Origin of the sequence: Ferruginibacter sp. (genome assembly GCF_049840995.1) — a bacterium.
In the GTDB taxonomy this organism is placed as follows: domain Bacteria; phylum Bacteroidota; class Bacteroidia; order Chitinophagales; family Chitinophagaceae; genus Ferruginibacter.
In genome coordinates, this window is sequence record NZ_JASGIP010000004.1 from 366640 (window position 1) to 381477 (window position 14838).

The 14838-nt window shown below is 40.3% G+C and carries 24 protein-coding genes; 1 reads left to right on the plus strand and 23 read right to left on the minus strand.

Features of this window, described 5'->3' with window-relative positions; genetic code table 11:
- Positions 1-11: 11 nt before the first annotated feature.
- The 10 genes from QM738_RS12335 to QM738_RS12380 all read right to left on the minus strand — a co-directional run bounded on the left by QM738_RS12335 (position 12) and on the right by QM738_RS12380 (position 4805).
- Positions 12-446: an SRPBCC family protein gene (locus tag QM738_RS12335; protein ID WP_462277027.1), complete on the minus strand. Its 435-nt coding sequence runs from the start codon at positions 444-446 to the stop codon at positions 12-14.
- Between the two features lie 10 nt (positions 447-456).
- On the minus strand, positions 457-924 hold the full coding sequence (locus tag QM738_RS12340; protein ID WP_462277028.1) for an SRPBCC family protein: 468 nt from the start codon (positions 922-924) through the stop codon (positions 457-459).
- 38 nt (positions 925-962) lie between these two features.
- Positions 963-1412, minus strand: coding sequence for an SRPBCC family protein (locus QM738_RS12345; protein ID WP_462277029.1), 450 nt, complete (start codon positions 1410-1412; stop codon positions 963-965).
- A 7-nt stretch (positions 1413-1419) separates the two neighbouring features.
- Positions 1420-1779 (minus strand): ArsR/SmtB family transcription factor, encoded by a 360-nt coding sequence (locus QM738_RS12350; RefSeq protein WP_462277030.1) that lies wholly within the window; start codon positions 1777-1779, stop codon positions 1420-1422.
- Between the two features lie 104 nt (positions 1780-1883).
- A complete protein-coding gene (locus QM738_RS12355) occupies positions 1884-2675 on the minus strand; it encodes a DUF1801 domain-containing protein (protein ID WP_462277031.1) in 792 nt (263 codons plus the stop codon).
- 10 nt (positions 2676-2685) lie between these two features.
- A complete protein-coding gene (locus QM738_RS12360) occupies positions 2686-3225 on the minus strand; it encodes an SRPBCC family protein (protein ID WP_462277032.1) in 540 nt (179 codons plus the stop codon).
- A 16-nt stretch (positions 3226-3241) separates the two neighbouring features.
- Positions 3242-3634, minus strand: coding sequence for a DoxX family protein (locus QM738_RS12365; protein ID WP_462277033.1), 393 nt, complete (start codon positions 3632-3634; stop codon positions 3242-3244).
- A gap of 91 nt (positions 3635-3725) precedes the next feature.
- The gene (locus QM738_RS12370) at positions 3726-4145 is read right to left on the minus strand and encodes a VOC family protein (RefSeq protein ID WP_462277034.1); all 420 of its coding nucleotides are present in this window, start codon (positions 4143-4145) and stop codon (positions 3726-3728) included.
- Between the two features lie 29 nt (positions 4146-4174).
- Positions 4175-4396, minus strand: a complete 222-nt coding sequence (locus QM738_RS12375) for a hypothetical protein (protein ID WP_462277035.1) — start codon at positions 4394-4396, stop codon at positions 4175-4177.
- Positions 4380-4805, minus strand: coding sequence for a hypothetical protein (locus QM738_RS12380; RefSeq protein WP_462277036.1), 426 nt, complete (start codon positions 4803-4805; stop codon positions 4380-4382). Before QM738_RS12380 ends, QM738_RS12375 begins: the two co-directional genes overlap by 17 nt.
- A gap of 126 nt (positions 4806-4931) precedes the next feature.
- Between QM738_RS12380 and QM738_RS12385 the strand changes: the two genes are divergently transcribed.
- Positions 4932-5918, plus strand: coding sequence for a GlxA family transcriptional regulator (locus QM738_RS12385; protein ID WP_462277037.1), 987 nt, complete (start codon positions 4932-4934; stop codon positions 5916-5918).
- A 7-nt stretch (positions 5919-5925) separates the two neighbouring features.
- On the opposite strand, the gene QM738_RS12390 is transcribed toward QM738_RS12385, so the two are convergent.
- The 13 genes from QM738_RS12390 to QM738_RS12450 form a co-directional block, all read right to left on the minus strand.
- Complete coding sequence (locus tag QM738_RS12390; RefSeq protein ID WP_462277038.1) at positions 5926-6561, minus strand: class I SAM-dependent methyltransferase; 636 nt, start codon at positions 6559-6561, stop codon at positions 5926-5928.
- Position 6562: 1 nt separating this feature from the next.
- Positions 6563-7432 carry an alpha/beta hydrolase gene (locus QM738_RS12395; RefSeq protein ID WP_462277039.1) on the minus strand — a complete coding sequence of 290 codons (870 nt, stop codon included), beginning with the start codon at positions 7430-7432 and terminating at the stop codon, positions 6563-6565.
- 45 nt (positions 7433-7477) lie between these two features.
- The gene (locus QM738_RS12400; protein ID WP_462277040.1) at positions 7478-7897 is read right to left on the minus strand and encodes a contact-dependent growth inhibition system immunity protein; all 420 of its coding nucleotides are present in this window, start codon (positions 7895-7897) and stop codon (positions 7478-7480) included.
- A 115-nt stretch (positions 7898-8012) separates the two neighbouring features.
- The gene (locus tag QM738_RS12405; RefSeq protein WP_462277041.1) at positions 8013-8459 is read right to left on the minus strand and encodes a nuclear transport factor 2 family protein; all 447 of its coding nucleotides are present in this window, start codon (positions 8457-8459) and stop codon (positions 8013-8015) included.
- A gap of 184 nt (positions 8460-8643) precedes the next feature.
- Positions 8644-9039: a hypothetical protein gene (locus tag QM738_RS12410; protein WP_462277042.1), complete on the minus strand. Its 396-nt coding sequence runs from the start codon at positions 9037-9039 to the stop codon at positions 8644-8646.
- 13 nt (positions 9040-9052) lie between these two features.
- The gene (locus QM738_RS12415; RefSeq protein ID WP_462277043.1) at positions 9053-10000 is read right to left on the minus strand and encodes an SRPBCC family protein; all 948 of its coding nucleotides are present in this window, start codon (positions 9998-10000) and stop codon (positions 9053-9055) included.
- A 58-nt stretch (positions 10001-10058) separates the two neighbouring features.
- Positions 10059-10571, minus strand: a complete 513-nt coding sequence (locus tag QM738_RS12420; RefSeq protein WP_462277044.1) for a hypothetical protein — start codon at positions 10569-10571, stop codon at positions 10059-10061.
- 48 nt (positions 10572-10619) lie between these two features.
- Positions 10620-11405: an SUMF1/EgtB/PvdO family nonheme iron enzyme gene (locus QM738_RS12425; RefSeq protein WP_462277045.1), complete on the minus strand. Its 786-nt coding sequence runs from the start codon at positions 11403-11405 to the stop codon at positions 10620-10622.
- Between the two features lie 91 nt (positions 11406-11496).
- Entirely contained in the window at positions 11497-12240 is a 744-nt protein-coding gene (locus tag QM738_RS12430) for an ankyrin repeat domain-containing protein (RefSeq protein ID WP_462277046.1), read from the minus strand.
- Between the two features lie 30 nt (positions 12241-12270).
- Positions 12271-13098, minus strand: a complete 828-nt coding sequence (locus tag QM738_RS12435) for a hypothetical protein (protein WP_462277047.1) — start codon at positions 13096-13098, stop codon at positions 12271-12273.
- 24 nt (positions 13099-13122) lie between these two features.
- Entirely contained in the window at positions 13123-13734 is a 612-nt protein-coding gene (locus tag QM738_RS12440) for a dihydrofolate reductase family protein (RefSeq protein ID WP_462277048.1), read from the minus strand.
- A gap of 105 nt (positions 13735-13839) precedes the next feature.
- Complete coding sequence (locus QM738_RS12445; RefSeq protein ID WP_462277049.1) at positions 13840-14316, minus strand: hypothetical protein; 477 nt, start codon at positions 14314-14316, stop codon at positions 13840-13842.
- Positions 14317-14397: 81 nt separating this feature from the next.
- Positions 14398-14832, minus strand: coding sequence for a hypothetical protein (locus QM738_RS12450; RefSeq protein WP_462277050.1), 435 nt, complete (start codon positions 14830-14832; stop codon positions 14398-14400).
- Positions 14833-14838: the final 6 nt, after the last annotated feature.

The following is a 14838-nucleotide window of genomic DNA, read 5'->3' on the forward strand; positions in this document are numbered from 1 at the left end:
TTATTGTAGTTTTATTGTTCTACAAATTGTTTTAAAGAGGTGCCGGTGATATAGTTCCATCCTTCGGCAAAATTTTCTTTTGCAAAAGCATTGTTGGCAGTTGCAGGGAAGGTCTCCAGTCCTGCATGCGTTAGTTTCAATCTTGTTTGTTCGCCTTCGGCAAATAATTCAAAACTTACCAACGAATTACCTTCAAAGCCTTCGTAACGCCAGCTGTAGCTGAGTTTTTGTCCCGGTATCACTTCCATTACTTTGCATAAGTGCAGGTAAGATTCGCCTTCTTTTCCCTGGCCGGAAAAGGAAAATTCAAAACCCACTTTTGCCTGGAAATCGGCAATATCAAAATACCATTTTTTCATTTCGGCATTATCGGTAAGCGCTTTCCATACCCGGGCCACGGGGGCGTTATATACACGTTCTATAATGATCGGTGTTGCATTGCTCATGATATATTTTTTAGTAAGTAAGATTAAAAGTACTGGTGAGGTATACCTGCAGTTTTTCAATATTTTGTTTCAGGCCTTCATCTGCTTTGAATGTTTTCACCACCTGTTCAAACTGTTCTTTGCTTTCAAACAGCATGTGCCAGGTAAGCAGGGTCTTGTCACCCTGTGCTTCAAAGCTAATGGTGGCGGTAAAATGCGGACCACTTACATGATCGTATACGATCTTTTTAAGCGGTACGATCTCTTTGTACACACTTTTATTTTTATAATCGGTGCCATCGGGCCCATGCATGGTAAGTTCCCATTCGCCACCGGGTTGTACATCCATGGTAAAAATGGTATTGGTAAAGCCATTGGGCCCCCACCAGTTTTTAATATGTTCCGGTTCGGTAAATACTTTCCATACCAGTTCGGCAGGTGCATTCAGCAGGCGGGTGAGGAGCAGTTCGCGGTCGGCAGTATTATTTTGTTGTGCCATTGTTTTATTTTTTATAAAAGATGAGTGAAGAAAATTATTTAGTGAGTGACCAGCATTTTATGTACTGCTGCTTCCAGCCGGTCAAAATTCTGTTCATTGGCAGTGCGTATAAATGGTTTTACCCGGGCGCATTCTTCGGCACTGTCAAAAAGCATGTGAAAGATGAGTTTTGTGCTGTCTGCAGTTTCCTCATCAAATGTAGCCGTAACCCTGAACCGGTGCACAGGTTCCACATGCGTGAATACGATCAGTTCCGGCGCCACAATATTCTCAAAAATATTGGTATTCGGGTAGTCGGTACCGTCAGGTGCATGCATCGTGAATATCCAGTTACCGGAAGGAGAGAAATCAAATTCGGTAAAACTGTTGGTAAAGCCTTCCGGTCCCCACCAGGTGGCCAGTATAGCCGGGTCTTCCCAAGCCCTGAATACGATATGCCGCGGCGCATGGATGATACGGGTGGAAACTATTTCGTGTTCGGTGATCATATAGCTGCTATTTTTTTCGTTTGGCGGTTCTTTTATTTTTTAAAGGCGTTGCTTCTTTGCGTTGCAATTCTTCCAGGTAAATTTCCAGCGAATCCAGTTTGGCATTCCAGAACTGGCGGTATTGTTCCACCCAGTGCGACACTTCATTGAGCTTAGCCAGTTTGGCTTCGCAAAATCTTTCCCGTCCCTGCTGGTTAATTACGATAAGGCCGCATTCGGTCAGTATCTTGATATGTTTTGAAATGGCCGGCCTGCTGATGGCAAATTTATCCGCCACCGAATTCAGGTTCTGCGGCTGCGCTGCAATCATGCCAATGATGGCCCGTCGTGTTGGGTCTGCAATGGCCTGGAACACATCTCTTCTCATTGAGTAAAAATTTAATTAGGTAACCAATCGGTTACAAATATATATGTAACTATTCGGTTACGCAAATTTTTTCTTTACTTTTTTAGAAAAGAGTGGGAACGGGCTTAGTTTTTATCGATGAGTGCGATATGTGCTTTAATGATCCGGGTAAGTTCTTTGCGGTTTTTGAGAGCGGCTTCCTTGTCTTTAAAATGAATGAGCCGCCTGTCTTTATAATTACCTTCTAAAAGCGGGGAATTTATTTTTACAATGGCGGGATGATGAAATACCAACAGGAGTTTGTGTGTTTTATAAGGGCCGAATGTAACGATGTCTTCTTTGTAATAATAACTCGGCGCATTCCATTTAATGCGTTCTTTTAATTTTTTGCTGGCAGATAGTATGATCTCTCTTACAGTTTCAATATCAGCTCTTGCGGCTGCAGGCAATTGTGCCAAATAGATTTTCACTTGTTCTTCGTCACTTTGTTTGGGTGTGGCTGCTTTTTTTACAACCGCTTTGGCTACGGGTTTTACAGTATTTTTTATACCGGCTTTTTCAATATTCTCTTTCAGTTTGAATTGCACCATCCTTGTTACCAGGTCAAGCGGCAATGGTTTATCCAAAGGGAACTGCACTGCCCCTTTTGAATTTTTAAAAGCCGATACTTCTTTTTTAAATGCTACAATAGGGGAGCCGGTGGGATAAAAACCGATATGATTTTTATATCCTGCAAAGTACACCAGCATACCATGCAATTTAAATGCAGGCATCTGGTAACTGATCAGCTCTTCTGCTTTTGGTGCGGCAGCTTTGATCGTTTTACGCAGCTGCTGCAACATTTTTTGCACGTTGGCAGGGAATTGCTGTATGTATTCATCCGTGTTTTTAGCAACTGCAGTTTTATTCATTGCCATAAAATATTTTTTATCCGTTATTTTCCAGGTTGTTCTTCATGTTCTGCAGGTTTTGCTGCATGGCTTTACCCACCAGTTTATCCATCATTACATTCATCACGTTCATCGGGAATTTTTGTGCGCCGGTGAATGTGTTGGTTACTTTGGTTTGCGTTGCAGAAAGTGGTGTTACCGTGGTGAGTGCATAATTGGTGGCTTCAAATGGTTTTTTAAAACGGATCTCCACCTGCATGCTTTCACCTTCTTTTATTGCAATGATCTCCTGTGCACCAACGCCTACATTCTTATCATCACTTTGCCAGGAAGAAGTAAAGCCCACCGTGCCATCGGTACCGGTGTACACAATTTTTATGTTGGGATCCTTCATCACCCATACACTGTATTTTTCCTGGTTCTTTATCAATTTAAGATAATTGAACACTATTGCTGCGGGCTGATCGATGATCACTTCTTTGGATAATGAAAAATCTTTTTTAATGATCAGCGCCAGCACCAGGAAAATGACGATGATGCCTGCTATTACTGATAAGATGCCGATAAGAATACTCATGATGGTAATTTTAAATTTAAGCAATTGCCTTACTGTACTGCAAGGTATTTAATTTACGATAAGTAAAATAAGATACCATCAATACTGCGAGTACAATCAACGGAAAAAATACATTGAAGCTAAAGCCTTCTACTGCCCAGATGCTGGTGGATGCAGCCACCATATCGAACGTTAAGCCTGCATACGCCCACTCTTTAAGTGTTGCCGGAACCTGCGGCACTGTGATGGCAATGGAACCAAGCACTTTAAATACTGCCAGCATAATGCCGAAATAAGCAGGATAACCCAAATGCCGGATACCTTCTTTTGCCATTTCTGTCTGCGAGGTGAGTGCGGGCATTACTCCTTCAAATATAAAGATGAGGAGTGTAGAAACCCAGAAAATGATTTTAAGTGTTTTAGGTTGCATGATCGTAATTTTTAATTTTGAATGATGTTAATTTATGTTTTGATTGTTGGAGATGATGTATTCGTGTATTAATTACCGTTATATTTTGCAACTAATGCTGTTGACTTTGATCAAAATGCAGTAACCAGTTATTGCCATATTTATCTATAAGGTCACCGAATAAAGCTCCCCAAAAAGAATGCTCCAGCGGATGTGTTTTTTTGCCGCCATCAGAAAGGTTTGCATAAAATTCCCGGATCTCCTTTTCGCTGCTGCAGTTGAGCATCAATGAAACGGCATTGCCTTTTATCAATCCATTGTCCCCTACCATGTCCGATGCCATCAGCACCAGGTTATTATTGGTTAAAGTAGCATGCAGGATGCAGTCTTTCATCTGCTCCGGCATTTTACCGGATAAGGGTGATTCACCAATGGTTTGAAAATAGAGTTCGCCACCCAGGCATTCTTTATAAAACTGCATGGCCTGCCTGCAATTGCCATTGAACGTCAGGTAAGAATTGATCTGTGTCATTATTTTGCGTTTGTGTACAATAAGATTATTTAATTATCCGGTAACAGTTCTGCAACACAATCGCGGTTTTTTAACCAGCTGATGAGTGGTGCTGCAGCAATGCTGCCGTTGTTATTCACTACTCTTAATATCCTGTCGCAATCATCCAGGTCAAAGTTGGCCTGGTACTGTGCAAAGCTCTTGCATAGTTGTTCCACCAGTTCCCTGGCCTTGTCGGGACAATTGATATTTGTTTTAAACACTTCTATCATCTGCTGATAATTTTACCAGGCATATCATGTCGGTTCCGTTAGGATATATTTCCACGCAATACCCGTTGTGATCCACTTGCGGGTGCGTTAATAATTTTCGAAAAGTTGTGGCTACAATGCCTTCATTTGTACGCCAGTCTTTTAATGTTTCACTGGCATAAGTCCCTTTGCGTATGATGAATTTTTCGCAGTGCAGTTTTTCTGCCTCGCCCTCAAATGCTTCTTCAGCGGCAGCTTTGTAAATGATACCGCCATCTTTCGACCCAAAAGAAATGCCGTATAATTTTCTCCGGGTATCATGCTGTATTAATTCATGCAGTGTTTGATAGGCTTTGCCAAGAGCCAACGGAAATGATTCCGCCTGTACGCAGATAACAGGAATGTCTTTTTCGATACTGTATTTTTCCATGATTGAAATTTTAAGACGATACAAACTTAGTTGCTGTCGCGAAAAACATTACTGTGTAAAAACGACAATCAAAGGGGTTGATTACGACATAAAACTTGATTATCTTTAGTGCATAAAAACCAAACAATGAAGCATGTATCTATCCTGGTGCCAGAATCTTCTGTGATCGAAGCAATTGCTGATCCCCGCTATATGTTCACTGCGGTGAACCAGTTCCTGGAATCGGCCGGAAAGCCTGCCCTGTTCAATGTACAGTTAGTAGCAGTAAAACCCGAAGTAAAACTGGATGGCAGTTTATTTTCTGTGCATGCAGATGTATTGCTGAAGGATGTAAAGAAGACCGACCTGGTATTTATTCCTGCATTGAGTGGTGATATAAAAAAAGCACTGGAGCTGAATAAGGAACTGGTGCCCTGGATCGTGGACCAGTATAATAGAGGAGCAGAAGTGGCGTCGCTTTGCCTGGGCGCTTTTTTATTTGCGTCTACTGGTTTGCTCAATGGCAAACAATGTTCCACACATTGGTTATTCGCCAATGATTTCAGAACCATGTTCCCGCAGGTGGAACTGGTGGATGGCAGCATTATTACCGAAGAGAATGGACTGTACAGCAGTGGTGGCGCCAACAGTTACTGGAACCTGCTGTTGTACCTGGTGGAAAAATATACCAACAGGGATATTGCGATACTGGCTTCTAAATTTTTTGCAATTGAGATCGATCGCAACAGCCAGAATGCTTTTATGATGTTCCAGGGGCAGAAGGAACATGAAGATGCAGAAATAAAAAAAGCGCAGGAATTTATTGAAGGAAATTTTTCTGATAAGATAACGGTGGACCAGTTGGCCGACCAGTTTGCTATTGGCAGAAGAAGTTTTGAAAGACGTTTTAAAAAAGCCACTAATAATACCGTGGTGGAATATATGCAGCGGGTAAAGATCGAAGCGGCTAAAAGAAGTTTTGAAAGCAGCCGGAAGAATATCAATGAAGTGATGTTTGATGTAGGCTATACAGATACCAAGGCTTTCCGTACAATATTTAAAAAGATCACAGGCTTAACACCTATTGAATACCGCAACCGGTATAATAAACAACCGGAAATGGAACTGGCCTGATGATGCGCTAATTCTTTTTTGCAATGATGATCAGGTTCACCTGGCTGCTGCCATCTTTTTTAGGATATTGCTTTCTTATTAAATGCAGAACCTGCATATTATTTTCTTCCAGCGCTTTTTGAAGATAGCCGGCCTCGTGATAATAAATGAACATCGTGAACTGGCCGTTGCTGCTGGTTTCAAAAGTGGAATTATCATATTTATCTTCAATAATACTGCAATAGAATACCCCTCCGCTGTTCAGCAAGTGTGCACTGTCTTTAATAAATTGCAAAGCATCATTCTTTGATAAATAGGGCATGCAGAATCCACAGAGTATCGCATCAAAGCCAGGCTGTAATTTCCCGATATCCCTGCAATCCATTACAGAAAAACTCGCCTCTGGCACATTTTCTTTTGCCAGTTGTATCATATTGGGAGAAACATCTGTCGCCTCAATAACAAGATCGGGCCTTTTACGGTGCATGTATCTTGTGATGTTGCCGGGCCCGCAGGCGATCTCAAACAACCGGGCGTTTGGTGAGGGTATAAGATCACAAAAAATATCATAGGTATCATCGTACAGATCCAGATCCATGAATTTATCCTGGTACAGATCTGCCAGTTGATCCCATGTTTGAATAGTATGTTGATAATGATCCATTTTACTTTGCGTACAGTATTTTAAAGGCATTGTACACTGCCTGGTGAATGATAGTAGCATGTTTTTCGCCCGCTAAATAATCAAAGTGCACGCTGATATTAGGGCGATGGATATTCCTGAGCTGCAATGCTAATGTTGTGGCATCGGTGTACATCACATCGTTTTCTTTTTTATCTGCAGCGCCTACATAGATCTTTACTTTATCTGTAAAATTATTATTTGCGATGGCAGGAGTTGTTTTCAACAATGATTCATTGCCCCACCATAGGCTGGGGCTGATGATGACATAAGTGCTGAACAGCGAAGGCGCTTTGAATAATATTTCAGTTGCCAGCAATCCGCCCAGCGATTCGCCAATGATGCTGTTGGTACCATTGGTCTTATAATGTGTTTTAATAAAGGGCTGCAATTCTTTTTCAATAAAGTTGATGAACTTTGCAGAGCCACCGGTAGCCCCGAAATTTTTTTTGTTCAGCCCCATTTTAGTTACAAAATCCAGGTTGTCGGTGGCATAAGTAAAATCCCTTTGACGGTTCACATTCTCAATACCTACAATAATGGAAGGGGGAAATTGCTTCACCCAGGGTGTGGTAAAATACTGCACTAATCCTGCCACATGCAAAAAATCTTCTTCGGCGCCGCCATCCAAAAGATAGATCACGGGATAGGTATATGCAGAATCGGGGGAGTAGCCCGGTGGTAAATAAATGGCCAGCCGCCTGTTTTCTCCTAAGATATCAGAGTGCAAAGAATCTGCAACACCAGCAATAACCGGCGGAGTATTTTGTTTGGTATGATAGGTATTAGTCTGGGCATTTGTAATGGCTGCCCAAAAAACGAGAAAGAAAAAAGAGAGGATATTTTTTATCATAAAGTAGTTGTTGCCGTTTTTTAGTATTGCCTGTTATTTTAATAATTAAAGCTGGTGAATACAATTGTCAAAATTAATGGTATCAAATTTTTGAACTTCAATTTCATTCCGCCTGTTTTTAACCAGGTTGTAAAGAGTTGCCCAATGTTCTTTATTGTTATTCCAGAATGAAGTTTTGATCCTTAAAGTGCTTTTTAAAAGATCGCCTTCAAATAGATCTCCCTCTGCAAAAAGGTCTTTCGTCAAAACCTCCAGCGCAAGTGGAACGAGGTAATCCAGGCCGATCTGCTGACTGATCATTATTCTCAGATCTTCTATCCTGAAATCTCGTAAAGGGATCTCTCTAAGCTCAAAACATCGCCTTACTAAATTGGTAGGGTATTCAATTTCGCCCCAGTAGTCATTTTCAAGGTCTTCGAGCGTGCGCTCTCTCCAGTTCTTTATAATTTTATTATTTGTTGCCAAATTTATTATCCTTATTTGAAAATTACTGGTTATTTTTCATTGAGTGTAGGCGGTGGCGTTATGCCACACATACGTAGGTATGCCACATATTACTTTGATTTGAATGATTGAAATATTAATGCAAACTGATCACTCTTGTAATGGTCCACTTACCATTGTTGTTCTTCCAGATGATCACAAATTTACTGGCATGTGGTTGATCATTCTTTTCCTGGTTATTGTGGAACATGTGCGATCCAAGTTCCACCGCACCATAACCGGGCAGGGGAGAAACCTCCAATGATCCCTTCACCAGTTCCCTGGTCACTTTTCCGCAGATGTATTTTTGCGTGCTTTCCAAAATGGCTTTTTTAGAAGTTTCCAGCCCGCTTTTATCATGATAGAATTCAATACTATCGGAATAGAATTCTTTTTGCTTGTTCATGTCGCAACTGTTGTAGGCTGCAAAGAAAGTACTGTCCAGTTTTGCCACTGTTTCGTACAGGTCTTTGGATTGTGCGAAACCGGAAGCACAGCAAAAGAATGTGATAAGGAATACGGTAGTTTTTTTGAGGTGGAACATGGGAAAGGTTTTTGATATTGCAGTGAATGAATTGTTATGGTTAATGAAGGTAAGTAAAAATGGAATTGCATGCCAGGCAGTGTGCTATTATTTGGCAATTGTATTTTGAAGACAGGTTTTGATAGTATCGCTCAAGACTGTCAAAAAATATTGAAAGACTCGATCTCCCTGTTTGAAAAGATTATTATTTTAACAGCATTGCTATCGCTATTGGCCATGCAAAGTCTATCATAACGATTAAAAATGACAGGAGATGATCACTCCAATTCTTTTTTTCTGTGTAAAAATATCTTGCACCCCGCCAGGTAGCCCTTAATTCCCGGCCCGTTATTTTCCAGGACAGCATGCCTGCAAGATTAAATACCAGGACAGCAATAATGGGTAGTGTTAAAAAACCGTAATGGAGATTTGTAAATTTCCCGGGCTTCGAAAATAATGCATAGCAGGATACAATGATCAGTGCAATGCCGCAGCCGATCAATTGGTACTTTCTGATCATCCCATGCTCAATAAGGTGAACAAGTATGCCTCCAAAAAAATAACCGTAGGCCATGATCGATATGTCAAATGCTGTCATCATTCAAATTGTCCCTTTATTTTATCTCACTTCTTTTTTTGATCACTTCCAGTATCATATTGTTGAAGTCATCTAAAATAAAATCTGCCCATAGTTTACTGTACAAATTAAGGTTAGTGGTAACCCTGTACGTACAGGTAAGTGTTACTTTGTTTTTTGCAGCATCGATCGGTTCAATTGTATAGCTACCTTTCAATACATCAAAATATTTACCACCGATCATCACATGTTCATCCAGCGTTGTTGGCGGAATGGATGCCGGATCAACATGGATATCATAAGAAAATCCTTTGCCTTCATTCCATTGTGTGATCTTTTCTTCAAACCGGATGCTTTTTTCCCAGGTAATATGCCTGGTACCACCAACTCCTTCTTTGTCAAGCTCCCCATTTAAAGGCTTTGGTATTCCAATAAGATGAATGAAATGTGTTTTTATTTCCGAGGATTGAATGTTCCTGACATTCTTAATATGCTCCCAAACATTGTTCCTGTCTGCATTGATCACTATGGATGTTGAAACGGTATGAACCTGGTCTGTTGCACGAAAATCACTTTCGAACGCAAATACCAGCAAAGGCAACAATAATGAAGCATAGAGCTTAGTTCCTTCGCCCTTTTCTTTTAATTTGACCATTCTGGTTATAAATGCGCCCAGCGTGCCCAATAAAACAAACGGTGCCACGATTATTACGAGGCAGATCATTCCTTCAAACCCTGTTACAAAACACAAAACAAAAAAGGTAAAAGTTATCAGCCAGGGTAAAAGCAGGTAACTTTTATAGGTTTTCAATTGCTCTTTTGTGGAGAATAGAACCGGGATAGCGCCTAATATTACCGGTAGCAGGAAGATATAACCAACGGAAACATTTTTGTGAAAATGTGTTACTATCAGCATGCATAAAAAGGCATACGCAACGCCGGCAATTAAACCGATCAGTAATGTTTTTAATCTGGAATTTTTCATACAATTTTATTAGCCTTGATTGCCAGGCAAAGTAAGCAGATATTATTTACCTGCTGGATCAATCTGTGCTGCTGTTTTTTATTGCAAGTATCATGTCAACCAGTTTTTCAATATCATTCCATTCATTGGGAAGTGTATGCCAGCTGTATATTGTTTTTACATCGCCAATACCCAAAGAAAGTGTGTTGAAACTGCCATCCAGCGTAAACATATGTAGCGGATCAATTTTTGGCGAAATTTTCATTTGACGAATATGCGCTATGATATCGGCGAACATGCCCGGAGTTATAGCGCCTGAAGTAATTTTAATAGTGGGTTGTGGTTGTATCAGAACAACTTTGGTCATTCCGTCCAATTCATAGAATTTACTTCTGTCAGCAACAATATCCCATTCTGTATAATACCATTTTACAATTTTATCGGTCCAGGTGATCTGCAGTTTGAAAAAAGGTTCAAATGAAGGTTCGCAGTAGTATTCGATAAAGCTTTCATTAAGCGATAGTTTGTCAATTAAGGATAGTTGCTCTGCGGCGGTATTTTTTAAGATCATCCATCGCTCTTCAGTTGTCATCGGTAAAGTTTTAAAGTTGTTGCTGCCCTGGTTAAATAGTAAACATACTTATTTTAATGTTACCAGGCATCTGAAGCCCAGCCAGTCTCCGGGAGCTGAATAGTTTTGTTTCCTATCCCTAAAGGATTCTCTTGCATAATCCCTGAAAGAGCCACCCATTGCAATTCCTTCCGTGGCGGTCATTTCTGCTGCATTTCCCTGCAAACAATACAGCCCCAGCATACTTGGCCAATAACTATCAGCTCTTATCACACATTTACCTTGCGATTTAAAGTCTTTTGTTTTTTTAATCACCAGGCAATTACAGTTCAATGAATTTTGCAGGTAACAACTCTTTGGATTGATGCTGTCTTTATTTTCAATGACTTTTTCATAAACCTCGATTGGAGGAAGTGCTATACTGACCTTGACCGGCTTGTACTGATTCACAACAGATTCCCGCCATGCGCAAAATGCTTTTGCCTGTGCAAATGAAATACCTACAATGGGAACGTTGAATGAAAAGAAATTAGTATCAGCTTCGTAAAGAAGTTTGACTTTCTTCTTTACACGAAAACCTTTAGCGCCAAAGTTTTCTTTTAAATAACCTGTATTGTAAATGGGATCAATATATTCAAAATCTTTTCCTTTTTTCAGGTCTTCAAAAAGCATTTTTGCTGCAGGTGTAATGTGTGATAGATCCGGAAAGAACCCAGGATCAAAATTAGTATTGAGAATAAAATAGATCCATTCAGTAACAGTTATCTCGGTAGCATCCATAGAGGACACATTATTAATAGGTACAGTTCCATATATCTTCGTTGGATTCTTTTGTGCCGATAGATTACTAAACATGCAGCAAAAGATAACGGACAGGGGAATTATTTTTTGAACAAAAAGTTTACTGGGCATAGCTTAATGTATAGGTTAGAGTGTTTTATTGTAATCAACTGTTCAGATACTTATTCGGCACATTTTCCGGAGAATATTCAATTCCATATTCAGCCTTCCATAATATTGAAACAATGGTATAGATATCCTGCTCCGTTCTTTGAAATTGCCGCAGCAGTCCCATCATCGCATAACTGGTGGGGTTTACAGCAGGAATAAATGTTTCCCATTCATAACCTTTGCCCCAAATAAGTCCCTTTACAGTTTGTGAAAGATCGGCTTTTTCAGCAACCAGTAATTTCAGCACATTGATACAGGCATTGTTATGCTGGTTAACCGTGTGGAAGACCGGTGTTTGACCACCGAACCCGTTTTCATCAATTCCGGCTTTTGCATTGATATCTGCGCCGTGTTTTAAAAGTGTTGCTGCACATTGCAGGTGACCATACTCGGCACAGATGTGCAGGAGCGTGGCTTTGTACAAGGGCGTAAATGTACAATCGAGGGAATAGGTTTTGAATAATAAATCTTTGTCAGCAAGCAGAAGTTTATCTAACGCTATTGCATCATCCAGTAAAACTGCCAATAGTGCTGTGTCATCAAACTGCAAACCATGCTCTGCAAAAGCCTTCATGCAATCTTTAAAACCTGGGCCACGCAGGTACATATTGATCAGCTCATAAACGAGCGGCTTGCCCTTATGCAGCTGGTTGGGATCAACGCCATTATTAAAGCATTGCCTGATGCCTTCAACGTTATGCGTTTCAAAATATCCGGCTATTTTTTGCAGCTGATCCATAAACAGGAAATTGTAAGAACAAAGGTACTGTTATTGGCTATTGACTTTATTGTTCCGGCTCTTGCGTCTTAAATTCACTATCATACTGTCTTCTTCTGCATCATCGTTCCTGTATATCACCCGGATCTTATCCGTTCCGATCTTTTTGACCAATCCCGGAAAATTCAATAACTCTTTTTCCATACGTTTATCAGCAGTGTCATTTTTTGTATCAATGAATTTATTCTCCAGTCCAAATAATCCGTATTCACTAAATGTTTCCGGCAGATCGGGTAGCTGCCAATCCCAGATGGGGAATGAATAAAGTTCTACCCACTTTTTATTTTTATAAGTTGCAATGTGCCAGGTATTCAAATTCGACCAGTCGGCCCAGTTGATGACATACGAAATTTCATCCGCCCCGTCTCCATCCAGGTCTCCTTCATTTTTTAAATAAGATAGGCCCAAAAGCTGGCCGTCTGCAGCAATATGAAAACTGTCAATACTATTGTTGTCAGACGTTATAAAACAGTAAGGCTCTTTCTTCATCGTCAAAGCCACCAGCTGATCGTATTCAGGTAAACTGTCGTAAAACTTGTTGGTTTCTTTGTGATCGATGCCAGAGAAAAAATGTTCTATCAGCCGCTCTTGTTTACCATCTCCATCAAAGTCGCCGGATATTACAAAGCGATACCCAAAAACAGGTTGTATGTTTGGGGGAACTGTCTTTAATGTTTCTTCTAACTGGTTAGTTGTATCTGAACTAACATGCTGCAATGTGTCAGCGTGGGGCAATACTTTTTCAGCCTGCTTTTTTATTGGTGCACTGTTGCAGGAAAAAAGTAAGGATACTATTGGTATAATTAAAAGTGTTCTCAAAGACGATTTTCAAGTCAGTTTATTTTAAGCCCCTACAGCGCCCGTTTTAACTTTCCCGGATCGCTGGTAAGTGGCCAAAATAACGCCTTTTGTTGTAACCTGGTGTTCTGTTAATTTAAAGGCAGCAGGTATGGTTCCATTATCAAACAATTTTTTTCCTTTACCCAAAGTAAGCGGATGGATCTTTAACCGCAGCTCGTCCACAAGATCATGCTTCAACAACAGTTGTATCAATTTACTGCTGCCCCATACATGTATCTCTGGTCCTTTGGAGCTTTTCAGTTTTTTGATATCCGCCGGTGTTTTTAATAACGTGGAATTTTTCCACCCGGTGATCATCGGGTCTGACTTTTTTAATTTTTTCGAAAATACATATTTATTGCCTTCATTAATGCCCGGCCAAAAATCGTTGTGATGCGGCCAGTAGTCCGCCCATATCTCGTAGGTCTTTCTGCCCAACAGGTAAGCAGCAGGCCGCTGCAATTCTTTTTGTACAGCTTTGCCATACATTTCGTCGCCGTAATGAGCCGTCCAGCCACCGTATTTAAAACCACCGGATACGTCTTCCTTTGGTCCGCCCGGCGCCTGTATCACGCCATCTAATGTCACCATTGATAATACAATAATCTTTCGCATAGTATTTTTGTTTTAATGATGATCCAAAGCTACTCCACAAAAAAATCTACGACACAGTGCAAACACGACAATCAGGGGGGCTGAATACGAAGGTTATTTTTTAAGTTAATGCCCGGCTGATCGTAATTCCTCCTCAATATTATTGCGTAAACCTGTAAAGTAAACGGGGAAAGAAATGGTTGTTGATATAAAGCTGATGATCACGAGTAATACAAAAACAATTGCCCCTACGATCAAACAAAAAAAGTTAAAACCGTCATTGAATAAACAAAGCAAAGCTGCCAATGCGGCCATCAGCCCGGCAGATGCGAATACTCTAGTAGTGGTTGCCTGAAAATAAATACCAAATTCATCCGCTTCATCTACAATTTCTATTTTGCCCTGAGAAAAGCTGGAAAATTTATTAGCAGATTTGGTTGGTATAAACCTGAAAAAATTATTTATAAAACTGATGGTATTAACATCTGCAGAGATATTGTTTACGCTTTGTATCTCAAGCTCCCGTTTGTACAAATCGACCAGGTCTTTTTGTGTAACACCGGGAATCTGTGCTTTTATGAAATAGGTAGAAGTTTTATACATAGAAGATTGCAGTATATGCCTGGCTTTGCCACCCGTAAAAATAAAGGTATTAAATTGTTGCTGTTGTTATGTATGCTACAATTATTTTGAAAAGGAATGCAACAGATATTCCTTTTCAAAGCGTTCAAATACTGATCTACTGAGTGTAATAGTACAAACAGTAGCTGAGCCAATAAACATCTTTTTCCATTTGGAGAAAAATATTGTTTTATCCTTCACATCCATTATCTCATTCCAGGGAATGAACAGGGGAGGATGGAATAACCTGAATATGATGATCGGCTGTAACAAAATGCCTTCGTTGTTATATTGCAGGTTAAGGCAATTGTTATAGTTGGTAAAATTGATCTTTGCGGAGATGTAGCTGAGCCTGGTGCCAGTAAATGAACCGGGAGCTGCTTTATATCTACCTGCAAGAGACGACCATCCAAACCTGGCAATAACAAATGTGATCAATACCCAGCCTCCAATAAAAAGAACGGGGAAAAAGGAAAAGAGGGTGGCAGGAGTGATCATAGCTGA